This window comes from Ruegeria sp. YTSC192, from assembly GCF_059609705.1.
Map to the genome: position 1 here is coordinate 21,430 of NZ_JBXWMG010000010.1, position 22,420 is coordinate 43,849.

Here is a 22,420-nt window from a genome sequence, read left to right on the forward strand (position 1 = left end):
GCCAGCCCCGCAAGCTTGCCATCTGATTCAGCAACCAGCCCGTTGAATTCGCTGGTCTGATCGGGAAACCGCCGGGAAAAGGCTGTCTGAAAAACACTTTTGTCAACTGTAGTTTCATAGAACGAAAGACAAGATACCCACAGGCTGCGTCATTCGGGTTCATCCCTTGGCAGCACAAGCCGGATCACGAGATCTGTTGTCATGTCGCGCCCACTTTCCATTGTCGCAATAACTCTTGGAGATCAGGCTGCTGAGGCATAAGGGCCGGGTACGTCCCGGCCCTTTTATCAAAGGTTTAGAACCACTTCCCTTCCGAGAAATCCTCGGGGATGGTCACGGCCTGCTCAGCCTTGAGCGGAATGGATTTGAACTGCGCCTTGATCCCCGAATTCCACAGCTTGGCCCGTTTGGTCAGGTTGCGTTTATCGGTTTGCATCCTGCCGCGGGTCAGCAGGCATCCCAGATCGGCGCCGTGGTAGCAGTAATCCCCCGTGCCATAGACCCGCAGATAAAATGCCTGATTTTCCTGGCCGACCGATGTCACGTTCAGCGCCGGACGCACAAAGCTGACTTCGCCATCGTCATCCATCTGCCAGATGCCGGATTGCGGCACTTTGGTGATCAGCTCGACCTTGTCTTCGGTCTGCTTGAAAATCAGCTGGGTCCAGTTGTCATACTCGGTCCAGCGCGCCTGGATCTCGGCCACGTCAATGTCGTAGTCCACGTTCAGATATTCCAGCAGGTGGAACAGGAACAGCGGGCAGCCGCCATAGGTCGAGGTGATCAGGTTGGTCGGCGGGGTCGCCCCGCTGACGCGTGGGTTCACTTCGCCCAGATACACCTTGTTTGTGTCTGTATCCAAAAGGAAATCCAGACAAAACACACCCTTATATCCCTCTTTGTACAGACGATCGCCAAAGTTTCGGGTCATTTCCTGAACCTGCTCTGGCACGCCTTCGGGCAGGATGGTGGGAGAGATGTCATTGCCACACCAGCCACCTTTATAAGGGGTGATTTCGGCAAATCCGGTGATGTCGGTCATGACCGGCCCCACAAGCGTTCCGTGACGCGTGGCGCAGCCTTCGATTGTACCGGGCAGATGATTGATGCGCTTCATCACCTTCAGTTTTTCATCAATGATCTTGGCCGAGAATTTATCCCAGTCCGCCTCGGATTTGATGAAGAACGTGGTGCGCCCGCTATCGCCATAGGGCGTCTGCACCACAAGGTCGCGGCCAAGACCAGCGTCGTCTGCCAGCTCGTTCAACTCAGCATAGGTATTTGCCTGCCCCAACACGTTGGGGGCGGAGTCGACGCCAGCCTCATTGCCCAACTGCGTGGTAACGATCTTGCTGTCCAGCCGTTCGCGCATTTCGGCAGGTGCCAGTGCAATGTCCAGCCCGATGTCAGCACAAAGCCGTTCCGTCTTTTCGTTGAACATCACAAAGACGGCCTTGGCGGCCGGATTGGCCTGCACTTTTTCAACAAACTCTGGATGCGACACCAGATAGTTGGCCACATCTTCCATCGACTGGAAATCATCATGGCTGATTGGCGTGGGCACAAAAGAGCGCGGGTGATTGCCATCAAAAATATCGAAGTAGTTGATGAACTCTACCCCACCAACCCACTGATCCAGGCCTAAAAGGCTATATGGGGTCGGCGTCACAATATAAATTGGCGTTTCGTTCTTGCGCAGAAACTGAAAAATCTCGGAAAGCGTTTTCAGCTTTTTGCGGCGTCCACTGGGTTTCTTGGCTTTAGTCATAGTGTCCCTATCGCTGGTATCAGTTAGAACTTGGCGCTGAGGCGGCCGGATTGGAAACGAGCATATCATCCCTTTTTGAACCAATTGGATGCATCTCTTTCATGATACATCCATCGCCTGGACAAGAAACCTCGGATTTGTCCGGACCGCTTGATTGTGTTGGCGATGTCACGTGTTTGACACCTTGATAGACGGACAGACCCCAGGGGGCCAACTCGCGGCCTAGGCCGCTGGCCCTGAACCCGCCCCATGCGCTGTCGGGATAGACAATCTGCCGCGTTTTGCACCAGATTTGCCCTGCCTAGATACCATCACACAGCGCCTTGCTGCGAGCAGGGTCGGCACAGACCGCCGATCCAACCCGTCGACGCGGGCGCCATCCAAATATTCCCGGACCTTGGAAAACTGTGGGCGCGTGATGATCGGGCCCATGTCACCGCCCTCGTCATAGGGAGAGGAGACCTGCATTGCGCTGGCCCGCTCGGCCAGAGCTTTGATCAGCTTAGGTGACGTCAGTAGTTGGCCGAGTGGGCGTTACGTTCTGACGGCTACCATAGACGCGCAGCCAGCTGCCATCTTCCTCGATGATATCGACGCCTTCGAAATACGCGATCTGTTCGGGAGTAGTGGGCGGTCGAGCTCCGCCTGCGCAAAATAAGCAGATGCCTTTTTAAGGATCTCATTGGCCTGACGCAGCTGCCGGTTCACGCGCTCCAACGCCTTGATGCGATCCCGCTCTGCGGTCGTCACGCCATCGCGCTGACCCGCATCGGTCCAATGTTGCTTGGCGCGGAAACGCAGGCTGTCCTTGCTGCATCCAACCTTCTGAGAGATCGACAAAATCGCTGCCGACCTGCTCGCGTTTTCGCTCTCGTGATCCAAAACCATCCGCAACGCCCTGGCGCGGAGCTCCTCTGGATGACGTGTTCCGTACTTCTGGGTCTCGGGCAAACCGGGGCGGTTCAATTCGCTACCAGAACTGCACTTGATCTGACCTGGTAGGACAGAGTTTGCAACAGAACCTCCCGCAGCAATATTCAGCTTAAATCGAACTCTCTGAACTTGGGTTGGGTAACATCAAAAGTTAGTGATGCCCGGCAGTTGCTTGCTAACAACCAGGTCATGGCAATGATCGCAGAATGCTCGAATGGTGATTGAGCTATCGGCATCCGGCGCCATGAGCAGTCCCATCCTCATCGGCCGCAAATCACCTTTCAAAGGAATGAACTTGATTGACTTACCATCAGGCGACAAATCGTTGAGAGGACGGATGTTGGCGATGGAGTATCCAAATCCATTTGCGACAAGGCTACGCAAAACAGCCATGTCGTGAGTTCGCTCGACTATCTTAGGATGGATGTCCCTGTCCCGGAAGAAGGACAGAAAATACTCTGAACTATAAGGCAAATCCAGCAATACCATTGGATGCGGCTGCAAGTCACAAACGTCGAGCTCATCGCAATCTGCCAAAGGATGATCTTCGTGTATCAACGCATACGGCGGCAACTCCGCCAATGTAACAAATCGCAAATCGGTCGGTATGTCGAGGTTGTAGGTTAAGGCTACGTCAATCTCAGAACGACGAATGTGGCTAAAGATATCTGCTTGGTTTAGTTCGGTTTGTGCCACGTGAACAGCTGGGTACTTATTCTGGAAGTTCCGGCGGATACCAGGCAGCAGCATCTGGGCGAATGTTAGCAGGCATCCAACTGAAAGTTTGCCACAAACGGTCCCGGATATCTCATTCGCTATGTCCACCATCCGGTCGGCTTCATCGAGCGCAATCTGAGCTTGTTGCAACAACTTGCGCCCGGGGCGCGTAAGTGTCAGCCCCTGCGCGTGTTGCCGCACAAACAATGGCAACCCAAACTCTTTCTCAAGCTGTGAAATTGCCGCCGAAATCGACGGAGATGACACACCGACTTTTTCAGAAGCAACGGCAATAGATCCCGCCTCGCCAACGGCCACAAAATACTCAAGCTGTCGCAGTGTATACCTGATTGCCAAGGCGAGATCTCCGTTTTAGGTCTTGTGCTTGATCCAGGTTGTCTTCAGCGAAGTATACTTATCAAGCAAGAGCAAAGACAAATCCCTTTCGACGCCTGACTGTTTCATGCCGCCAAACGGGGTTTGGGTGGACAGCGCGTCAACAGTGTTGATCGAAACGGTTCCCGCTACCATCCGTCGTCAGATAATTTGGGACATCTGAGCGTTTTTTGATTGGAGGTTCTGGCTCATCCTTTGATTGAGTCTATGCGTTTTCAGTTTGGTAGCGCAATTGAGCCATCTTCAAGAACCAACACGATAGAAATAGATCGCCCGGGCTGAACTACGTTCTTGAAACCTGGTGTTACCGGCGGGTAGCGAAATACCAACCTGTCCTGCTGCGCCCTCATTTTTATGGCTGTCACCAGGACCATGGACAACGGTTTCCCCGCTCATTTCGTTGTGGTCAGCGCGGCCTCACCATCCAGCAATGTGGCGTGCTCATGAAACTCATATGTTGCGCGATACGTGCCGCGCTTGCCGCTGTATTGGCCCCCGAAGATTGAATCCTCCGGGCTAACGATATCAAAGCGGTCCGAGCATTTTACGTCACCCTCAACTGTGACAGACCCAATGTCTTCAGGTCGGCCCCATAGATCCAGGGGCTGACGTTCCATTTTTTGCAGACAAGGGGTCATCGACACCTGTTTGCCTCCATTTTTATTGGCTCAAATCACTCAGAATTCTATCCATCATCGCGTCACACGCTGCGAGCTGGTCCAGAGAAAGATATTCATCCGGCTTGTGGCCCTGCCCTTCCATCGAACCGGGGCCGCACACTACGGTGGGTATGCCAAGCCCATCGAAAAACCCGGCTTCGGTTCCAAAGGCGACCTTCGTGATATCAAATTGTCGTGCGAGGGACTGTGCATATGCGACAACTGGCGTTTCTGGATCAACGTCCAGACCCGGATAGGCATTGTATTGTTCAACCTCAATAAATGCACCGGCCCAAAGAGGTTTGAAATTCTCTTCTACCCGTTTTGCTGCCGCCTGGATCTGGTTCAGAATTTCTTTTGCGTTGTCGGCAGCAAGGTGGCGATATTCAAAGGTAAGCTCAGCCTGATCAGGTACGATGTTCAACGCCATCCCACCTGCAAGTTTACCAACATGCAAAGTCGTGTATGGAACGGCATATGCCATATCTCGTGCGCCGGTTTGGGCATAATTATCCTGAAGACCACGTATTTCCGACAGGAAATCCCCGGCCATGTGCAACGCATTGACAAATTGTGGGGCTAGTGCGGAGTGGCCATTTTGACCGTGACAAACAGCGCGTAAAGCTGCCTTACCCTTGTGACCAATAGCGACCTGCATTTCGGTCGGCTCGCCAACAAAGCACGCGCGCGGACGACCGAGCAACGGTGCAAGTGCCGCCAGCATCTGTTGTATGCCCACGCAGCCTATTTCTTCATCGTATGACAACGCGATCTTCAGCGGTTCGGCAAGGTTCGATCGCTTGGCTTTCTCCGCAAGCGCTAGAACACTGGCAACATAACCTTTCATGTCAGTGGTACCGCGACCAAACAGCCGGTCGCCTTCCCGGGTCAGCCGGAACGGATTGCGGCTCCAATCCTGGCCTTCGACCGGAACCACATCCGTATGTGCCGACAGCAGCACACCCTTTCCTGTTGGACCAAGTTGCGCGAACAATCCGGCCTTGGTGCCGCATGGCGATGGAATACGCTGAACGCTAAAACCGTTGGATTTCAGAAAGTTCTCGATCCAATTGACCATTTCGAGATTTGACTTCGCCGATACAGTGTCAAAACTTATCAGTTTGTCCAGGATTTCGAGTGTCCTGCTCATAGGCTTTGTACTCCTTCGTACCGAGAATCGGTCCGGTGTTCTCTGCAAAGCAGGGTAGTTCGAAACAGCCCCAACCCAAGGTCAATTTGGCTAAGCGGTACTTAGGACAGGCCTTATCTAACGCCACAGGCCGGGTGCGATCTGGACCTGTTCTGTTTTCGTGCCGCCCCATTGCCCGGCAGGCGATTTGCATCGCAAATCTGCCGAGCGGGGCCAGAAGACACTGAAGGTGAACCGGCCCTATCGCGGCAGCACCGGCCCGCTAGACCTTTTGATTGACAGCACGGGTATCAAGGCAGAGGGCGAAGGCGATTGGAATGCTGTAGTGCAGGCGGTCGAGGTCACCACCAGCAATGTTGACGACGCGCCCATGTTGCCAGAATTGCTTGACCAAATCCCCCCTGATCAGGCTATCGGGTCAATGACTGCTGATGGGGCCTACGACACTCGGAAATGCCATGACGCGATTGTCGCCCGCGGCGCTCATGCCGTCATCCCTCCGAGAAAGAATGCAAAACTGTGGAAACCCACGAGCGCCGGGGCCATCGCCCGGAACGAGGCCGTCAATGCCTCGCGATACCTCGGTCAGGCTATCTGACGGCGATGGAGCGGCTATCACCACCGGAGCCGGGTCGAAACAAAGATGCATTGCATGAAGCTGCTGGGGCAAAGCCCTCTTCTCACACATTCTGCGTCTTCTCACACATTCTGCGAATGTGTTGCCGGGCGGGGCATGGCGCGGGACTTCGACCGCTAGGTCGCAGAGATCCAAGTCCGCGTTGCCGTGCCCACGCTTGGCATACCCATCACAGAGGTCGTAGGACAAGTCTGTCCGGCGAAAAGCGAAGTCCGACCGCACTCCGATTGGGGCAACAAAGCCTACCGATTTTAGAGATCGCAGTGCTTGCCAGTGTCATAGAGCCGTGATCAGACATCAACCTTCGGCAATGGGATCGAGAACGCCTCATTCCGTTCGATAGTGTGCGCCGCGCGGATCACCATGCTTTCCTCGAAATACCGACCGACCAGTTGCAACGCGATGGGCAGACCTTCGGAATGCATGGCGCAGGGCATGGTCAGCGCCGGGTGGCCGGACATGTTGAAGAAAGTGGTAAAGCGGGTGATGGCGTTGCCGACGGCTTCGTCCACACCGTCGCGCGTGGTTTTCACGGTGCCGACCTTCTGTGCGATTTCCGGTGCCGCCGGGGTCAGGATCAAATCCACATCGTCGAACAGCGCATTGGTTTCCTGCCGGTACATTTCCACGAACCGCTTGGCGCGCACGTAATGCTCGGCCAGCAGGGTCTGACCCAACGCCAGTCCTGCGCGAAAATCCTGCCCATAGAGGTCGCCGCGATCCTGCATGTAGGCGGAATGCGCGCTCAGCGCTTCGGGCATCTGTACGGTCAGCGACACCGCGCGGCTGTGTTCCAAATCAGGGAAGGTGACCGGAACCAGTGTGGCACCTTGGGCGCTGAGGAAGGATTTGACCTGCTCCATCGCGGCCAGAATTTCCGGATCGGTACGCTCATAGTAGAAATTGGCCGGAATACCGATGCGCAGGCCCGTGATATCCTGATTCAGCGCGTCGGCATAATTGTCGACAGGGATATTCTGCGCGCCCGGATCGCGAGAGTCATAACCCGCCACGATACCAAGAAAATCAGCGCAATCCGCCACATCGCGGGTCATCAGGCCGACATGATCCAGCGTCCAGCAATAGGGCACGACTCCGGTGGTGGGCACGCGGCCAATCGTGGGTTTCAGCCCGACCAGACCGTTCAACGCGGCAGGCGCGCGAACCGATCCGCCGGTATCAGTACCAAGCGCCGCGGGCACCAGACCAAAGGCCACTGCGGCAGCTGACCCCGATGAGGAACCCCCTGCCAAACGGCTCGGATCATAGGCGTTGACGCAGGTGCCATAGACCTCGTTCTCGCCGGTTGCGCCATAGGCGAATTCGTGGAGGTTGGTCTTGCCAAGGCTGACGGCCTTGGCGGCGCGCATTTGCGCGATGGCAAAGGCGTCCTCGGTGGCGATGCGGTCATGGAAAACCCGCGATCCGGCCGAGGTCAGAACCCCCTGAACGTCGAACAGGTCTTTCGAGGCATAAGGAATGCCCGCGAATGGGGATGCGGCCAGATCATCAGCGCTCAAACCGGCGGCATCGGTGCGGGCGGTGTCGTCCGTGACGGTGATGAACGCCTTGGAGCGGTCATTGTGCTGCGCGATACGGTCGGCAAACACACCAACCAGTTCAGAGGGGGTGATATCCCCGGCAGTCAGCCTGTTTTTCAGGCCGCGCACGGTGTCAAAAGCAATCTCGGTGGTCATCGGTCTTATCGTTTCTGCACGGTCAGGGCGGGCGGTGTTGTTCCCAGGTCGATCTTGCGCAGCACTTCCAGCTCATCCAGCAGGTCCTGAAACCCGGTGATGATGCCCAGCTGCGGGTCGACAAGTTCGTTGATCTCGGCATCGCGAAAATCATGCGATGCCATCTGGCTGCAGATCCCTGTCAGCGTCGGTTTGGTCAGTTTTTCCATGTGGGTTCTCAGGCAAAATAGTCCAGAGTAGATGGCGCGCCCGATACGGCGCGCCATGATGTCTTAGCGCAGGATCAGGGTTTCCGGCGTTTGATTGGTCAGCACTTCGCCGCCATTCTCGGTCACCATGACGGTGTTCGAGATGAAATAGTCCGTGACATCGGTGTTGGTGAACCACGAATGCGCGTGCACCACCATGCCGACCTCGATCGGGCGTTCCGAGTTCGGGAACAGCGACGTGACCATCGAACCACCGGTCCAGCTGGGCGGGAAGCCGATGCCGACCAGATAGCCGCAATGGTGGCGGTGATAGTCGTTCAGACCGGCACTGCACGCGACCTCACGCCATGCATCATAGGCGTCGCCCGCCTTGTTGCCGGGCTTGAGCGCCTCGCAGATGGCCTTCATGCCGCGAATGGCCAGTTCGGCGGACTCATAGGCCCCATCGGGCGCGTCACCGACATAGACCAGACGGCCCATCGGTGCCTGATACTTGCGATACGCCGCGCAGGTTTCCATGAACACCGCATCGCCATTGCCGAACGTGTCACCGCGCCATGTGGTGTGCTCCTCACCCAGACGGGTGGTGGGGCGGAAGAACGGGCCGAAACCCGGATATTCGCTGCCCTCAAGGATCATCTTGTTGTGATATGCGGCCGAGATTTCATAGTCCGACGCGCCATCGCGCACGGCCTCAATCGCGGCCAGCGTGCCCAGATCGGCGGCGCGGGCGGCTTTGCGGGTGTAGTCCATCTCAAGCGGCGATTTGACCAGACGGATATCGTCGATCAGACCCGAGGCGTCGCTCCATTGCGTACCGGCGCCGTCGTCCTGAATCCGCTCGGCATGGCGCGGGGTCAGGAACAGGCTGCGCTTTTCGATACCGACGCGCCCGCCCATGATCCCCAGGTCTTTCATCGCCTGATGCACGTAATCCGACAGTTCCTCATGGTCTTTGTGACCATAGAACGCGGCGTTGTTCACCTGATTGTCATAGGTGATCTTTTCCATCGCGCGGCAGGCCAGACCCATCTCACCATTGCGGTTCAGGATCACGACATGAGCGGCAAAAAAGCCCCAGTGATCCATGCCGGTCAGGTAATAGATGCTTTCGGGAACCGAGATCAGGATACCGTCCAGATTGTTTTCCGCCAGAACCTGGCACGCGCGGTCAACGCGTGCCTTCAGTTCTTCCGCAGGAAAAGGCATGGAATTCATGATCATGTCTTTCATCAAGCGCGCCCTTACTTGCTGAGCAGGATTTCGCGGGGATAGTTGGTGATGTACTCGAACCCGGTTTCGGTCACGACGACCGAGTCACCGATCCGGCCAGCAGTAACACCGTCAACCGAAATACCGCCATCAACAGCAAAGGTCATGCCCGGCTGCAGCACGGTCTTGTCGCCTGCTTTCAGCTCGGGCGCTTCCAGATAGGCAACGCCGATGGAGCGGCCGGTGCGATAGCCGGTCTCGTAGCCACGCTCTTGATAGACTTCGTTCGCAGCAGCGGCGACGTCCTCGGCCAAAATACCCGGACGGATCGAGTTGATCGCGGCCTGCTGCGCATCGATTGCCGCCTGCTGCACTTCGCGGTCCAGATCCTTGACGTCACCGACGTGGAACATGCGGTCAAAGCCCAGCTTGTACTGCTTGAACTGCGCCATGTTGCAGAAGCAGAAATAGACCGGATCGAACTTTTCATAGGCTTTCACGCTGGCACGACCATGCACCATCGAGGTTTTCTTGCCGCTTTGAACGATCTGCAGGTTGTGGATCATCGGCGACACGAAGCTGTCCCAGCCCTTGTCGGTCAGGAAACCAGCCGCTTTGCGCGAACCGGCATCAATCACGGCCAGCGCGCTTTCATATTCCTGCGCGCCTTCCTTCAGCGAGTTATGCGCCGCCAGCATCATCGCACCCGCGATTTCACCGGCCTGCTTCATCACTTCGATCTCAAGCGGCGACTTGATGGTGCGCATCGCGCCCAGCACCGGCGAGATGTCCTTGAGCGGCACGCCCGCATAGGTCTCATCCAGATGGTTGCGGACGATCGCCGGGATCGAGCCCTTTTCAACCCAGATCTCGGACGGGTTTTCACCCAATGCACCAGCCAAAGCCCGGCCCCAGGTGCGCTGCCCGATATCTTCCCAGGTGCGCACGTCCTCGACCCAGGTCATCGCGCCGACCATTTCGGATTCCATCAGCGGAGTGATGACGACAGGCGCATCATCCGCGTCCACCACCAGCATCGACGGACGCCCGAACTCAATCCCCAGATAGCCCCAGAAACCGGCCAGATACGCCATCGAGCTTTCGTCGGTAAACACAGCCTTCTGAATACCCGCCTCTTTCATGCGGGCCTGAAGTTCAATCGTTCTCTGTTTTGCGTGTTCAAGCATGTGCCTTAATCCTTAAAAAGTGCCTTCGGTCCGACACGGAGGCCGAAAGCGGGGTGAATCTCAGGCAGCGTTTCGCTGCCAGAGCATGGGCAACAGACTGCCTTCGACCAATGGCCTGCCTTCGCGCATGCCATGGGCTTCCCAGTAGTCGGTTTGTTCGTCCGTCCAACTGCCGCGCTTTTCGAACAGGGCATCGCCCTGCGCGAACCGCATGGTCAGGCGGTTGACGGTTTCAGATGGCGGCACCGGGTTCGGTGCACCATGCAAAGTACGAGAGTCGAATATCAGGCAATCACCCGGCGCCAGTTCGTATTCCAGCACCTCGTATTGATCCATCTGGGCGCTGAAATCAGGTGTCGGCTCATAGCCATCCTGGGTTGGTGCCTTCTGTCCAGTGCCCGCAAAGCTAAGCGGCATGAACTTGCGGCCCCATTTGTGCGATCCTTTCAGGAACACAACGCCGCCACCCTTGCCGACAGGTTCCAGCCCCATCCATAGGACACACCATTTGCCGCTGACGTCAAAATACGGGTTGTCATGATGCCAAGGCGCGCGATTGACTGCGCCCGCCTCACGCACCATCCAGTTGTCGGTGATCAACGCTACCGAGTCAGATTGCATTGCATCACCCGCCAGTTGCGCGGCGGGAGAGTTGAACATGAAATCCTTCATGTATTCGTTTTCACGCCAGATCCACATATCGGTGCAATAGGTTCCGGGCTTGGTATCCTTGGAATAGTCCAGATACATTGGCCCCGGATTTGCACGACCGAAGTCGATCGAGCTACGCACCACGCTCAGCCAATCCTGCGAGAAGACGTCGCGCAGAACCACGACCCCGTCTTCTTCGTAGGTTTGGACTTGAGCAGGTGACAGCATCGATCTTCTCCAGAGGGGGGTGGTGCAAGCGTATTAACAGGTGCCCGCCCCGAAAGGCGGGCAACTTGGTCAGTCAAGAAGTCCCGGCAGGAACAGGGCAACCGGCGGAACGAAGGTCACGATAAAGACCATCGGCAGGTGACCCAGCAGCAGGAACTTCATGGTCGGTCCCACATAGGTCGACAGCGGTTGTCGCGTGACCCCACCCGCCATGTAGAGCAGCGGCGCACAGGGCGGCGAGACGTTGCCCAGACCCAGGTTGGTGCCCACGATGGCCGCAAAATGGATCGGGTCCAGACCGATCTTCTGCGTTACCGGCAGCAGGATGATCGCCGCCAGAACACCACCCGACACGTCGTCGATGATCATGCCCATGATCAGCAGCAGCAGGTTGATCAGCAGCAGGATAACGATCTTGTTGTCCGAGATGGTCAGCAGCAGGTCGGCAAACTGTGTCGGCACCTTGGCCAGAACCATGCCCCGGCTCATGATGAACAGGAAGAACAACACCATCAGGATCGCGCCGGTCAGACGGGCCGCTTCGACGGTCGATTCAAACAGCTTGTTGAACGGCAGCGTGCGGTAGATCAGCATACCAACGGCCAGCGTGTAGACCAGCGCCATCGAGCCCGCCTCGGTCGGTGTGGCGATACCGCTGTAGATGCCGCCCAGAATGATCACCGGCATGATGATCGCAAGGCTGGCACGTTTACCGGTCTTGCCGATCTCTTTGACGGTCTCGCCAAAGGTCAGCGATTCAGCAACGGTGATCGTGGTGTTCTTGCGCAGGAACCAGAAGTTCAGTGCGCAATAGATGATCGCCAGCATGATGCCGGGGCCCATGGTCGCCAGAAAGGCCTTGGCCACGGATTCGCGGATCGCGATCGCAAAAACAATCATCGGAATGCTGGGTGGGATCATCAGCGCAAGCACCGAAGACACAGCCACCAGCGCGGTCGCGTGACCGGGGGGGTAGCCTTCCTTGATCATGCGCGGAACCATGATCTTGCCGATGGCCGCGATTGCGGCGGAAGCCGAACCCGAGATTGCGCCGAACAGCGCGCAGGTCACAACGGTCACAGCACCCAGACCACCCTTGGTGCGTCCGACGAAAGAGTTGACGAAATCCAGCAGTCGTTCAGAGATGCCCGACGCACCCATCAGCGTGCCAGACAGAACGAACAGGGGGATGGCCAGCAGCGAGAACGCGTTAACCTGCGAGTATCCGGCCCCGGTGTGGAACGATACGTCCGAGCCTTGCAGATATCCGAAAGTCAGTGCACCGATACCGAAAGCAAAGCCAACAGGCACTTCGATCAGCAGCAGGAAGATAACGATGGCGATGGCGAGGAAAAACAGCGTCATCTCATTCGCCCCCTTTACCTGTCAAAAGCGCGCGCGCTTCGAGGAAAATTTGAAGTACCATGTAGAAAATCGTCAGGGCGAAGCCAAAGATCATGCTGAAGTCCCACATGTATTTCGGCAGTTTCATGTACGAACTCTTGCGGTTCAAAGACAGGTTGAACGATGCAAAGTCCCAGGCGAATTTGGCAAAGACCACCAGTGCGATCAGGCAGACAACCGAACCGAACAGCCGGAACGCCAGTAGTGTCGAGCGGTTCTTGAAGACCAGCGACATCACACCGCCTTCGATGTGGTCACGCTCGCGCGTGCAATAGGCCATGCCGATGAAGTAGATCCACAGCGCCAGCATCGGCGCCATTTCTTCGATGCCCAGAAACGGGGAAGAGATGACATATCGCATGAAAACCTGCGATGCCATGACCAAACCCAGTGCAATCATAGCTACGAACATGACGACACGCATCAGCCATGCCACTTTGGCCTCGATGGTGTACAGACCTCCTAGGCCGCGATAAACGGGCTGATCTCGATCCTCGGGCGCTGGCACCGGTATGATCGGTGACGGCACCAGGATGTCATCCAGGCTGTCCGTATGTAAGATGTCCTTGGTCATTTTTCCTCCCGTCCCTTAAAAGAAAACACGCGCAAGGCGGACCTTGCGCGTGTTCGTGAGTGGTGGCGTTATTCCACGCCTGCGGCTTTCTTGATTTCGCCCATGATTTCTGCGCCGATGATCCCTTCCATGTAGGGATATTCGACAGCAACAATCTTAGAGCGATAGTTTTCCAGCTGCTCAGGGCTCAGCTCGACAACTTCGATGCCTGCTTCTTCGATCTGCGCAAACCACTTCGGGCTTTCCGCTTCTGCGTTTGCCCAAGCCCAGGTCACAGCTTCGTTTGCTGCTTCTTTAACCCAGCCCTGCTGTTCTTCGGTCAGACCGTCGAACCAGCGCTTGTTGGCGGTCCAGAAGGTGTGCTCAAAGTTTTCGCGGGTGAACACGTAGGCGCTCAGCACGTCTTTGAACAGCAGAACTTCGGATGGCGGCGAATAGGCACGGCCGTCGATGGCGCCGGTCTGCAAGGCAGTGTGGACTTCCGAGAATGCCATGGGCACAGCCGAGAAACCGGTTGCCTTGTAGCGTTCGATCGCCAGAGGCTGACCCGGAACGCGCATTTTGAAGCCTTCGGAATCTTCGGGGAAGTTCACAGGGACATCGACGCCCTTACGAACAACGTATCCAGTGAAGTCGGTCGGGATGGTGCCCAGCAACTCCATGCCCAGATCGTTCATGATGCCGTTGTAGACTTCGTTCATGGTCGAACCGGGACCATAAACTTCCTTGCCCTGCTCCCAGTCGTTGGCGATGTAGCCCAGGGTCGAAACGTCCCAGCGCGGGTCCAGTTCCGAGTGGTTCCAGGACATGGTCATCTGAACGGCGCCCTGTGCAACCTGCTCGACGATCGATGTCCAGTCGCCCAGATCACCACCGGGGTGATAGGAAACCGACATGGTGCCACCGGACAGCTCGTCCAGGCGTTCCATGAACTGTTCGGACACTTTGTGGAAGATGTGCTCCTGGTCCATGACGTGGCCGAGGATGATGTCCTGGGCAGAAGAGCTCGACGCGGCGAACCCGGCAAAGCCGAGTGCTACAGCACCGGTTTTCAGAATTTTGGATATCTGCATTTGCTAAGATACCTCCCTTAGATGCGAACTGTGCCTGCTTTGAAGGTGACCCCCCGCAGGCTGATAGGATAATTGACCTGTATGCAGCTTTATGTCAATCATTGTTTCAAACGTGAGCAAAGCCATAAAAAAGGTCATAGATGCATGCAGCTTGAGAATTCGATTGCCGGCGAACTTTTTGATCAAGGTCGGCACAACCGGGCCAAGATCGGTTTTGTCCTGCTGGCCACTGAACAGACAATCGAAGACGATATGATGGCTATGATGCCCAAAGGGGTCGGCGCACATTTTGCCCGCGTTTCCATCCCTGACAGCATCACCGTCGAAAGCCTGACCAACGTGGGCCCGGATCTTGCGCGTGCGGCATCGACCCTTCTGCCAGACGGCAGCATCGACGTGGTTAGCTATGCCTGTACATCCGGCAGTCTGGTTTTGGGCGAAGACAAGGTGTTTGAGGAACTGAACAAAGGTGCCCCCAACGCTGTTGCTTCGTCGCTGATCACGGCAGTAATCAATGCCTTGACCACAATGGGTGTTAAGAAAGTTGCCGTGTGCACCCCCTATCTGGACGAGGTCAATCTCGAGGAAAAGGAATACCTCGAAGATCGCGGATTCGAGGTCACCGAAATTCGGGGTCTGAACCTTGAGCGTGACAGCGACATGATCCGTGTTCGACCAGAAGCCATCAAGCAACTGGCGCTGTCGGTGGATTCGGATGACGCCGAAGCGATCTTCATCAGCTGTGGTGCCCTGCGATCTGTCGATGTCGTCGAACAGATCGAGGAAACCGTCGGCAAACCCGTGATCTGCTCGAATCAGGCGATGGGCTGGGATGTTCTCAGGAAAGCGGGCATCACGGATCAGATACCCGGATATGGGCGACTGCTAAAAGAGTTCTGAGCATGCGTCATCAAGTCAATGTGATCATCAAAGGGCGGAGAATTCGGTGACATCGGCACAACGAATCGAATCACGAAGCAAACTGACCGTTGACCAGATTCAGCACCAAATTCTGCAGCGCATCTGCTGTGCCCACTACCGCCCCGACGAACAACTGAAAGAAGCCGCACTGGCGAAAGAGTTCGGCGTCAGCCGAACGCCAGTGCGCGACGCCCTCGCCCGGATCGGGCATCTGGGGCTGGTCGAGACCCGGAACGGGGTTGGGACTGTCGTCATCAAACTCTCCGACGAACGCATCCGGCATCTTTATGAGGCCCGGATGACGCTGGCGACACAAATAGGAGAGCTGTCCCCCGCCCGTATCACACAAGAACATTGTGACGAGGCGCGCTGGATCTCTCGACACGCCCGCGAGCTTTCTGAAAATCCCGACTCGCAAGAATTCGTTGTTCTGAACCAACGGTTGCAGACATTGATCGGCTCCCTGATCGGAAACTCGATCCTTCGGGAATTCTGGAGCCAAGCGCATTTTCAGGCGTCTAGCGTCTGGCACCGAATGGAGAGATCCGTAGGGCAGGAAGTTTATGATGCGCTGGTGATTGAAACCAACGACCTGCTTGTTGCACTGGAGCAGAAGGACATAGCGGCAGTTGGTTACATGCAGCGGATTCATATCGGATACGGCTATCGCATCATACGCAGGCATCTGCTTGAAAACACAAGGGAACCCGCAGGTTAAACCCCCTGAACGAATGTTTCAGTGGCCCTAAAACAGGAGAAAACCCCATGCGCATTGGCGTTATCGGAACAGGCACAATTGCAAGAGCGGTCGTCGAAGGAATGGCCACCGATGGCCACCAGATCACGGTTTCCCGTCGGGGTGAAACACACTCTGGCGCGCTGACGCAGAGATTTCCGAATGTGGATGTGGCGGACAATCAGGGCGTGATCGAAGCCAGCGATGTCGTTTTTCTGGGTATGATGGCGGATCAGGCGAAGCCCGCACTTGAACAGCTTGAATTCCGCGCTGACCAACAGGTCATCTCTCTGATGTCCGGCCCCTCATTGGAGGAGTTGGGGGCAATGACCGCCCCGGCGCGTACGGTGGCAAACATGATCCCTTTTCCGGGAATTGCTGTCGGGGGATCACCGATTCTGGTTCTTGGCGACACAACACTCATCGATGAACTATTTGGTATGCGAAATCGGGTCTTTCAGATGAATTCCGACACTGAACTGGCGGCTTATCTGGCAGCACAGGCTGTTTTGTCTCCGGCTGTTCTGATGGTTCAGGGGGCCGGTGACTGGCTGGGTCAACAGGTGCAGGATGCCGAACAAGGCGAAGCCTTCCTGCGCACCCTGGTCGGGTCCAGCCTGCTTTCCACGCCGGATTGCCGGAACCTTCTTCAATCGCTGAACACACCCGGAGGTTACAATCAACGATTGCGCCAGCATATGGAGGCGAAAGGGCTCCTTGAGAACCTGAATGCGGGTTTGTCTGATCTCTGACACCAAAGCGGCGGTGCCCTCGCGGCAGCCCCCGGCAAGTGATAATGTTGAAAGAAATCCGATCAGCGGTCAAAATCAAATTCAGCTAACATAGAAGGTTCGAGATATTGACCACCGCTGAACAACAAACCGATGCACCAACGAAAGCCACAGTAGATCATATTCAGGAGCAAATCCTGGAACGTATCTGCTTTGCGCATTATCGTTCGGGGGATCAGTTGAAGGAATCCGCGCTGGCCAATGAATTTGGAGTGAGCAGAACACCGGTTCGGGATGCGCTCCAACGTATCGGCCATTTGGGGCTGGTCGAAACGCGCAATGGCGTCGGGACAATCGTCATTGAGCTTTCGGATGAACGCATTCGTCACCTTTATGAAATGCGGATGGTGCTGGCCAGCCTGATCGGAGAGTTGTCACCTGTCACGATAGAAATCCATCATCAGGAAGAAATCCGCTCGATTCATCAAAGCGCGCTGAGGCTGAGGGAACAGTTGGATTCTCAGGAGTTCGTGAAACTGAACCAGCGCCTGCAGGCGCTGATTTTGTCCTTGATCGGAAACGAGTCTCTGCGCGAGTTTTGGAATCAGGCGTATTTTCAGGCGACCAGTGTTTGGCATCGAATGGAGCAACTGGTGGGATCAGAAGCATATGATGCCTTGATCAGCGAGACATCCGATATGTTGACTGCGCTAGAACATCAGGACATCGCAGCGGTCGGGTATTTGCAGAGAATCCACATCGGTTATGGCTTCCAGTCGATTGAAGAATACCTGTTGACCCAACCGAAATGACTCTGAGGGTCCAGCCTGGATCTGTCGCAATCTTACCTGCCGGGCAATGTTGGCATCATCGGTCGCTCAGGGACGATGGGCTATGAGGCTGCCGCGCAGTTGAAAGAGCGGGCATAGGTGTCTCGACCAGCGTTGGCATCGACGGCGACCCGATCAACGGCTCATCCTTCAAGGATATTCTGCAGCGTTTCCAAGACGGTAAGGGCACCCACATCATCGCCATGATCGGTGAGATCGGTGGTCCGCAGGAGGCCGAAGCAGCTGAGTTCATCCGCAACCACAGGCAGGCGAACGGCTGGGCCTGATCATGATCCCCAAAGTTGGAACTGCCACAGACGTCTATGCCGTCGACATGCTGGTCACTCAGATCGAAGATCCGGCAGACGGAGGTGCTGGTTGAAAAGGTAGGTCAGATCGCCGCTGCGTGATAGGCCAAGCGTTAGACAGAGCGGGCTGTCCCATCGGACGGCCCATTTCGGTTTTGTGGGCGAAAGGCGCTGATCGGGCGGCCGAATTCTCGGATGAACGATCGCCCCAGTGCCGAAGCGCAGGAGAACCCGCATCGCAGGGAGATCTGCTCGACACTCAGTCGCGTTTCCTGTGCCAGATAGCGCGCATGTTGCAGACGATAGAGCTTGTAGTATTTGCCGGTCGTCATCCCCAGTTCATCTGCAAACGCACGGCTGAGGCTGCGTTCAGATAGCGAGACGCGTTCGGCCAGTTCAAAGGTTGTCAGCGGGGTCTCGACGTTTTCGGCAATGACATTCAGGGCGTCCAGCAGTTTCGGCGACCCACGGTCCTGCAATAGTTGCGAGCCGCGCTTTAGCTCGGACTTGCGGGCGGGGTCGTAGATGAACATATTCGATGCATCAAACGCGGCGGCGGGGCCGAACAGGCTCTGGATAAGGTCAAGTGTAAGTTCCAGCGCCGTACTGGCCCCTCCGCAGGTCAGAAACGGGCCGGAATGAACAAACCGGGCGCTGGACACGTTTACTTTGGGAAAGCTTTCGCGGAATGCATCAAGCTCTTGCCAGTGAATCGTGGCTTGGTGCCCGTCCAGAACTCCGGCTTCGGCCAAAATCCAAGCCGCCGTATCCAGAGCCAGAACACGCTTTGCGGTCCGAACGGCCTGTCGGATCGCAACCAGAAGCTCTTTGTTGATCTGCTGCCGGACGCGATAACCGGCCACGATGACCAATGTTCCGGTCGTTTTCGTCGGGTCGAAGGCCCGATTGGGAGAGACCTGTATCGCACTCGAACTTTCCACGGGTTCGCCGTTCAGGCTGGTGATCTCCCAACCCGGACTGGCGTAGAGCGCGCGCATCTTGACGTCCCGCAACGGCTCCAGCGCGCTGGCCAGAACCATGTTGGAAAACCCGTCCAACAACAAGAACTCGAAATGCTCATGCGGGAATGACGACAAAAGTATTCCTCCTGACGAGAAATGTATCGTTTGTTCCGAAGAATTGAAAGTAGCGTTGCTGTATTCAGTCGCCTGCCAAGGCGCGATTCCTGCTGATCGAAGGACAAAGATATGCCCCTTGCCATGAACCGCGAAGTTTTCATCACCTGTGCCGTCACCGGATCGGGTGGAACGCAGGACAAATCCCCTCATGTGCCGCGCTCGCCCGAGCAGATTGCCAATTCGGCGATTGATGCGGCCAAGGCGGGGGCTGCTGTTGTGCATTGCCACGTGCGCGACCCGGAGACCGGCGTGCCCTCGCGCGATCTGGGCCTGTACCGCGAAGTGACAGACCGCATTCGCGATGCCGAGGTCGACGTGGTTCTGAACCTGACGGCTGGAATGGGGGGCGACATTGTGTTCGGCCCGACCGAAAGCCCGTTTCCGGTCAATGAAGCGGCCACTGACATGATCGGTGCGACAGAGCGGATGGCGCATATCGCGGAATGCCTGCCCGAGATCTGCACGCTCGACTGTGGCACCATGAACTTTGCCGAGGCAGACTATGTGATGACCAATACCCCCGGCATGCTGCGGGCGATGGGTCAGATGATGACCGATCTTGGTGTAAAACCTGAGATCGAGGCCTTCGACACCGGCCACCTGTGGTTCGCCAAGCAGTTGGTGAAAGAGGGTATTCTGGAGCCCAACGCTCTGGTTCAACTGTGTATGGGGGTGCCGTGGGGTGCCCCCAACGACATCAACACCTTCATGGCGATGGTCAATGCGGTGCCGTCTGATTGGACATGGTCGGCCTTCTCGCTGGGTCGTGATCAGATGCCCTATGTTGCGCAATCGGTGCTGGCTGGCGGAAATGTCCGCGTCGGGCTTGAGGACAACCTGTTTCTGGAAAAAGGCGTTCTGGCCACCAACGCGCAATTGGTCGAACGAGCGGTGACGGTGATCGAGAACATGGGCGCAAAGATCATCGGCCCCGACGCCGTGCGCGAGAAACTGGGCCTGACCAAGCGCGCTCCCGTCGCGAAATGAACAGACGCGTTCTTGTAACCGCAGGCGCGGCTGGCATCGGCCGCGTCATTGCAGAGCAGTTCATTCAAGATGGATCGCGGGTCGCGGTCTGCGATGCAGACCCCGCAGCAGTTCAGAGCTTTGCTGACGCGCATCCCGGCAGTATCGCCGTGGTGGCCGATGTCACCTCGGAATCCGCCATGGACACCTTCCTAAGTTCGGTCGAGGCCGAATGGGGCGGCATTGATGTGGTCTGCGCCAATGCAGGCACCGGGGGCCCCGCCGGGCCGATCGAAGACCTAGCCTATGCCGATTGGCAGCAATGTCTGTCGACCAATGTACATGGCACATATCTAACCTGCCGTTGGGCAGCGCGGGTCATGAAGGCACAAAAGAGTGGCCTGATCACAATGACCTCATCCACCGCAGGGATCATGGGTTATCCCATGCGGTCGCCCTATGCGGCGGCGAAGTGGGCCCTTATCGGTCTGGCCAAAACCCTCGCGATGGAGCTTGGCCCCTTTGGCGTCCGCGTCAACGCAATCTGCCCCGGTGCTGTTGAGGGCGACAGGATGGAACGCGTGCTGGCCAACGAAGCTGTAGCTCATGGTGAGAGTATTGAAACTATGCGCGCGGCCTATGTGACCGGCGTTTCGATGAAAACATGGGTCACGGCGCAGGACGTGGCAAACAGTATCTATTTCCTTGCCTCAGAGGCAGGGACCAAAATCTCGGGGCAGGTTCTGTCCATTGATGGCCATACGGAGACACTTGCGCCATGACACAAAAAGCAACCATCGTCGGCGGCGGCGTGATCGGCGGGGGTTGGGTGGCCCGGTTCCTGCTGAACGGCTGGAACGTATCGGTTTTTGACCCGGATCCCGAAGCTGAGCGCAAAATCGGCGAAGTATTGGCCAATGCCCGCCGCGCCTTGCCCGCCCTGTATGACAAGGCACTGCCAGCCGAGGGCACTCTGACTTTTCATGACGATATGGGCGAGGCCTTGGCCGGTGCCGCATGGGTTCAGGAAAGCGTGCCCGAGCGTTTGGACCTCAAGCACAAGATCCACGCGCAGATCGAAGAGTTGTCCCCTGTGGATGCGGTGATTGGGTCTTCGACCTCGGGGTTCAAGCCCTCTGAACTGAACGAACACGGCGGTCGCGTTGTCGTCGCGCACCCGTTCAACCCCGTTTACCTGCTGCCTCTGGTCGAACTGGTGGGGGATGCGAACACCTGCGCCAAGGCGTCGGATATCCTGCGGTCCATCGGGATGTATCCGCTGACCGTCCGCAAAGAGATCGACGCGCATATCGCCGACCGTTTCCTCGAGGCCGTCTGGCGTGAGGCGCTTTGGCTGGTCAAGGATGGCGTCGCTACGACCGAGGAAATCGACGAAGCGATCCGTATGGGGTTTGGCATCCGCTGGGCGCAAATGGGTCTGTTCGAAACCTACCGCGTTGCAGGTGGCGAAGCGGGGATGAAGCATTTTATGGCGCAATTTGGCCCGGCCCTGCAATGGCCCTGGACCAAGCTGATGGATGTGCCGGAATTCACCGATGAGCTGGTCGACCTGATCGCCGGTCAATCGGATGCGCAATCCGGCCATATGTCGATCCGCGAATTGGAGCGTCTGCGCGATGACAACCTGATCGGGATGATGCGCGCGCTGAAGAAAACCGGCAGCGGGGCGGGCGGCGTTCTGAATGCGCACGAAGCGATGTTGCCTGACCCCGAAGGTGATGATCTGCCGATCACCGTGGATCGTGTCATCCCGCAAAGCTGGACAGACTATAACGGCCACATGAATGAGGCCCACTATATCGAGGTCTCGGCCCAGGCGACGGACAGTTTCATGCTGATGATCGACGCGGATGCGGACTATATCGCGGCGGGCAACAGTTACTTCACGGTTGAGAATTTCGTGCAGTACCATGCGGAATTGCATGCAGGGGATCGGTTGACCGTCACAACGCAGGTTTTGCGCGGCGAAGGCAAGAAAATGCACCTGTTCCACCGTCTGCACGGCCCGGGCGGAGAGGTCGCGGCCACCGTCGAAACCCTGCTGCTGCACATGGATCTGAACGCGCGCAAAACCTCTTTGCCGACCGAGGGTGTGGCCGCGAAACTGACCGGTTTTGCCGAAGATCACGCCAAACTGCCGACCCCTCAGGGGGCGGGTCGCCATGTGGGGCAACGGGGCTGATACCAACGCGTGCCGCCTCTGGTTTCATGAATCCGGCAGCGGCATCTACTGGCGGGTCGATCTGCAAAGATCCTGATCCGCCTTTTTTACG

24 protein-coding genes and 2 pseudogenes are annotated in these 22,420 nt (G+C 56.9%); 9 read left to right on the forward strand and 17 right to left on the reverse strand.

Annotation, left to right across the window (positions count from 1 at the left end; genetic code table 11):
- Positions 1 to 295: 295 nt before the first annotated feature.
- The 8 genes from AC2FD8_RS14430 to argE all read right to left on the reverse strand — a co-directional run bounded on the left by AC2FD8_RS14430 (position 296) and on the right by argE (position 5,623).
- Positions 296 to 1,768 (reverse strand): biotin carboxylase, encoded by a 1,473-nt coding sequence (locus tag AC2FD8_RS14430; protein WP_496857387.1) that lies wholly within the window; start codon positions 1,766 to 1,768, stop codon positions 296 to 298.
- Positions 1,769 to 1,990: 222 nt separating this feature from the next.
- Positions 1,991 to 2,284 carry an aldehyde dehydrogenase family protein gene (locus AC2FD8_RS14435; RefSeq protein WP_496874318.1) on the reverse strand — a complete coding sequence of 98 codons (294 nt, stop codon included), beginning with the start codon at positions 2,282 to 2,284 and terminating at the stop codon, positions 1,991 to 1,993.
- Positions 2,285 to 2,302: 18 nt separating this feature from the next.
- Positions 2,303 to 2,719, reverse strand: a complete 417-nt coding sequence (locus AC2FD8_RS14440; RefSeq protein ID WP_496857434.1) for a hypothetical protein — start codon at positions 2,717 to 2,719, stop codon at positions 2,303 to 2,305.
- A 126-nt stretch (positions 2,720 to 2,845) separates the two neighbouring features.
- Positions 2,846 to 3,775 carry a LysR family transcriptional regulator gene (locus tag AC2FD8_RS14445; RefSeq protein WP_496857385.1) on the reverse strand — a complete coding sequence of 310 codons (930 nt, stop codon included), beginning with the start codon at positions 3,773 to 3,775 and terminating at the stop codon, positions 2,846 to 2,848.
- Positions 3,776 to 3,790: 15 nt separating this feature from the next.
- Entirely contained in the window at positions 3,791 to 3,949 is a 159-nt protein-coding gene (locus AC2FD8_RS14450; RefSeq protein WP_496857383.1) for an aldehyde dehydrogenase family protein, read from the reverse strand.
- 80 nt (positions 3,950 to 4,029) lie between these two features.
- Complete coding sequence (locus AC2FD8_RS14455) at positions 4,030 to 4,188, reverse strand: hypothetical protein (protein WP_496874312.1); 159 nt, start codon at positions 4,186 to 4,188, stop codon at positions 4,030 to 4,032.
- An 18-nt stretch (positions 4,189 to 4,206) separates the two neighbouring features.
- Positions 4,207 to 4,431 carry a hypothetical protein gene (locus AC2FD8_RS14460; protein ID WP_496857381.1) on the reverse strand — a complete coding sequence of 75 codons (225 nt, stop codon included), beginning with the start codon at positions 4,429 to 4,431 and terminating at the stop codon, positions 4,207 to 4,209.
- A gap of 43 nt (positions 4,432 to 4,474) precedes the next feature.
- Positions 4,475 to 5,623 carry an acetylornithine deacetylase gene (gene argE, locus AC2FD8_RS14465; RefSeq protein WP_496857379.1) on the reverse strand — a complete coding sequence of 383 codons (1,149 nt, stop codon included), beginning with the start codon at positions 5,621 to 5,623 and terminating at the stop codon, positions 4,475 to 4,477.
- Positions 5,624 to 5,831: 208 nt separating this feature from the next.
- Between argE and AC2FD8_RS14470 the strand changes: the two are divergent.
- Positions 5,832 to 6,515, forward strand: a pseudogene (locus tag AC2FD8_RS14470) (transposase); the annotation flags it as partial.
- A gap of 35 nt (positions 6,516 to 6,550) precedes the next feature.
- Here AC2FD8_RS14470 and AC2FD8_RS14475 read toward each other — a convergent pair.
- The 8 genes from AC2FD8_RS14475 to dctP form a co-directional block, all read right to left on the reverse strand.
- A complete protein-coding gene (locus AC2FD8_RS14475) occupies positions 6,551 to 7,957 on the reverse strand; it encodes an amidase (RefSeq protein WP_496857377.1) in 1,407 nt (468 codons plus the stop codon).
- A 5-nt stretch (positions 7,958 to 7,962) separates the two neighbouring features.
- Positions 7,963 to 8,166: a hypothetical protein gene (locus tag AC2FD8_RS14480; RefSeq protein WP_496857375.1), complete on the reverse strand. Its 204-nt coding sequence runs from the start codon at positions 8,164 to 8,166 to the stop codon at positions 7,963 to 7,965.
- A 63-nt stretch (positions 8,167 to 8,229) separates the two neighbouring features.
- On the reverse strand, positions 8,230 to 9,399 hold the full coding sequence (locus AC2FD8_RS14485) for a M24 family metallopeptidase (RefSeq protein ID WP_496857374.1): 1,170 nt from the start codon (positions 9,397 to 9,399) through the stop codon (positions 8,230 to 8,232).
- A gap of 11 nt (positions 9,400 to 9,410) precedes the next feature.
- Positions 9,411 to 10,565, reverse strand: a complete 1,155-nt coding sequence (locus AC2FD8_RS14490; protein ID WP_496857372.1) for a M24 family metallopeptidase — start codon at positions 10,563 to 10,565, stop codon at positions 9,411 to 9,413.
- Between the two features lie 60 nt (positions 10,566 to 10,625).
- Positions 10,626 to 11,444: a phytanoyl-CoA dioxygenase family protein gene (locus tag AC2FD8_RS14495; RefSeq protein ID WP_496857370.1), complete on the reverse strand. Its 819-nt coding sequence runs from the start codon at positions 11,442 to 11,444 to the stop codon at positions 10,626 to 10,628.
- Positions 11,445 to 11,513: 69 nt separating this feature from the next.
- Positions 11,514 to 12,809: a TRAP transporter large permease gene (locus tag AC2FD8_RS14500; RefSeq protein ID WP_496857368.1), complete on the reverse strand. Its 1,296-nt coding sequence runs from the start codon at positions 12,807 to 12,809 to the stop codon at positions 11,514 to 11,516.
- A 1-nt stretch (position 12,810) separates the two neighbouring features.
- The gene (locus AC2FD8_RS14505; protein ID WP_496857366.1) at positions 12,811 to 13,422 is read right to left on the reverse strand and encodes a TRAP transporter small permease; all 612 of its coding nucleotides are present in this window, start codon (positions 13,420 to 13,422) and stop codon (positions 12,811 to 12,813) included.
- Between the two features lie 68 nt (positions 13,423 to 13,490).
- Positions 13,491 to 14,495: a TRAP transporter substrate-binding protein DctP gene (gene dctP / locus AC2FD8_RS14510; protein WP_496857364.1), complete on the reverse strand. Its 1,005-nt coding sequence runs from the start codon at positions 14,493 to 14,495 to the stop codon at positions 13,491 to 13,493.
- Between the two features lie 144 nt (positions 14,496 to 14,639).
- Between dctP and AC2FD8_RS14515 the strand changes: the two genes are divergently transcribed.
- From AC2FD8_RS14515 to AC2FD8_RS14535, 5 genes and pseudogenes are all read left to right on the forward strand, one after another.
- Positions 14,640 to 15,395, forward strand: a complete 756-nt coding sequence (locus tag AC2FD8_RS14515) for a maleate cis-trans isomerase family protein (protein WP_496857362.1) — start codon at positions 14,640 to 14,642, stop codon at positions 15,393 to 15,395.
- Positions 15,396 to 15,441: 46 nt separating this feature from the next.
- Positions 15,442 to 16,134 (forward strand): GntR family transcriptional regulator, encoded by a 693-nt coding sequence (locus AC2FD8_RS14520; protein ID WP_496857360.1) that lies wholly within the window; start codon positions 15,442 to 15,444, stop codon positions 16,132 to 16,134.
- Positions 16,135 to 16,181: 47 nt separating this feature from the next.
- A complete protein-coding gene (locus tag AC2FD8_RS14525; RefSeq protein ID WP_496857358.1) occupies positions 16,182 to 16,904 on the forward strand; it encodes an NAD(P)-binding domain-containing protein in 723 nt (240 codons plus the stop codon).
- Positions 16,905 to 17,011: 107 nt separating this feature from the next.
- Positions 17,012 to 17,695, forward strand: coding sequence for a GntR family transcriptional regulator (locus tag AC2FD8_RS14530; protein ID WP_496857356.1), 684 nt, complete (start codon positions 17,012 to 17,014; stop codon positions 17,693 to 17,695).
- 33 nt (positions 17,696 to 17,728) lie between these two features.
- Positions 17,729 to 17,976 (forward strand): annotated as a pseudogene (locus AC2FD8_RS14535) (succinate--CoA ligase subunit alpha); the annotation flags it as partial.
- 158 nt (positions 17,977 to 18,134) lie between these two features.
- Here the strand turns inward: AC2FD8_RS14535 and AC2FD8_RS14540 are convergent.
- Positions 18,135 to 19,118 carry a GlxA family transcriptional regulator gene (locus AC2FD8_RS14540; protein WP_496857354.1) on the reverse strand — a complete coding sequence of 328 codons (984 nt, stop codon included), beginning with the start codon at positions 19,116 to 19,118 and terminating at the stop codon, positions 18,135 to 18,137.
- Between the two features lie 111 nt (positions 19,119 to 19,229).
- On the opposite strand from AC2FD8_RS14540, the gene bcoG reads away from it, so the two are divergent.
- From bcoG to AC2FD8_RS14555, 3 genes are read left to right on the forward strand one after another with little or no spacing between them, the layout of a single operon-like run.
- Positions 19,230 to 20,147 carry a 3-dehydrocarnitine:acetyl-CoA trimethylamine transferase BcoG gene (gene bcoG / locus AC2FD8_RS14545; protein WP_496857352.1) on the forward strand — a complete coding sequence of 306 codons (918 nt, stop codon included), beginning with the start codon at positions 19,230 to 19,232 and terminating at the stop codon, positions 20,145 to 20,147.
- The gene (locus AC2FD8_RS14550) at positions 20,144 to 20,908 is read left to right on the forward strand and encodes an SDR family oxidoreductase (RefSeq protein WP_496857350.1); all 765 of its coding nucleotides are present in this window, start codon (positions 20,144 to 20,146) and stop codon (positions 20,906 to 20,908) included. Before bcoG ends, AC2FD8_RS14550 begins: the two co-directional genes overlap by 4 nt.
- The gene (locus tag AC2FD8_RS14555; protein WP_496857348.1) at positions 20,905 to 22,329 is read left to right on the forward strand and encodes a carnitine 3-dehydrogenase; all 1,425 of its coding nucleotides are present in this window, start codon (positions 20,905 to 20,907) and stop codon (positions 22,327 to 22,329) included. Before AC2FD8_RS14550 ends, AC2FD8_RS14555 begins: the two co-directional genes overlap by 4 nt.
- The last annotated feature ends 91 nt before the right edge of the window (positions 22,330 to 22,420 follow it).

Excerpts from the sequence above, each read along its gene's own strand:
- AC2FD8_RS14430 (WP_496857387.1), bottom strand. The coding sequence starts at position 1,768 with ATGACTAAAGCCAAGAAACCCAGTGGACGCCGCAAAAAGCTGAAAACG.
- AC2FD8_RS14450 (WP_496857383.1), bottom strand. The coding sequence starts at position 3,949 with ATGGTAGCGGGAACCGTTTCGATCAACACTGTTGACGCGCTGTCCACC.
- AC2FD8_RS14455 (WP_496874312.1), bottom strand. The coding sequence starts at position 4,188 with ATGGTCCTGGTGACAGCCATAAAAATGAGGGCGCAGCAGGACAGGTTG.
- AC2FD8_RS14460 (WP_496857381.1), bottom strand. The coding sequence starts at position 4,431 with ATGGAACGTCAGCCCCTGGATCTATGGGGCCGACCTGAAGACATTGGG.
- argE (WP_496857379.1), bottom strand. The coding sequence starts at position 5,623 with ATGAGCAGGACACTCGAAATCCTGGACAAACTGATAAGTTTTGACACT.
- AC2FD8_RS14475 (WP_496857377.1), bottom strand. The coding sequence starts at position 7,957 with ATGACCACCGAGATTGCTTTTGACACCGTGCGCGGCCTGAAAAACAGG.
- AC2FD8_RS14480 (WP_496857375.1), bottom strand. The coding sequence starts at position 8,166 with ATGGAAAAACTGACCAAACCGACGCTGACAGGGATCTGCAGCCAGATG.
- AC2FD8_RS14485 (WP_496857374.1), bottom strand. The coding sequence starts at position 9,399 with ATGAAAGACATGATCATGAATTCCATGCCTTTTCCTGCGGAAGAACTG.
- AC2FD8_RS14490 (WP_496857372.1), bottom strand. The coding sequence starts at position 10,565 with ATGCTTGAACACGCAAAACAGAGAACGATTGAACTTCAGGCCCGCATG.
- AC2FD8_RS14495 (WP_496857370.1), bottom strand. The coding sequence starts at position 11,444 with ATGCTGTCACCTGCTCAAGTCCAAACCTACGAAGAAGACGGGGTCGTG.
- AC2FD8_RS14500 (WP_496857368.1), bottom strand. The coding sequence starts at position 12,809 with ATGACGCTGTTTTTCCTCGCCATCGCCATCGTTATCTTCCTGCTGCTG.
- AC2FD8_RS14505 (WP_496857366.1), bottom strand. The coding sequence starts at position 13,422 with ATGACCAAGGACATCTTACATACGGACAGCCTGGATGACATCCTGGTG.
- dctP (WP_496857364.1), bottom strand. The coding sequence starts at position 14,495 with ATGCAGATATCCAAAATTCTGAAAACCGGTGCTGTAGCACTCGGCTTT.
- AC2FD8_RS14515 (WP_496857362.1), top strand. The coding sequence starts at position 14,640 with ATGCAGCTTGAGAATTCGATTGCCGGCGAACTTTTTGATCAAGGTCGG.
- AC2FD8_RS14525 (WP_496857358.1), top strand. The coding sequence starts at position 16,182 with ATGCGCATTGGCGTTATCGGAACAGGCACAATTGCAAGAGCGGTCGTC.
- bcoG (WP_496857352.1), top strand. The coding sequence starts at position 19,230 with ATGCCCCTTGCCATGAACCGCGAAGTTTTCATCACCTGTGCCGTCACC.
- AC2FD8_RS14550 (WP_496857350.1), top strand. The coding sequence starts at position 20,144 with ATGAACAGACGCGTTCTTGTAACCGCAGGCGCGGCTGGCATCGGCCGC.
- AC2FD8_RS14555 (WP_496857348.1), top strand. The coding sequence starts at position 20,905 with ATGACACAAAAAGCAACCATCGTCGGCGGCGGCGTGATCGGCGGGGGT.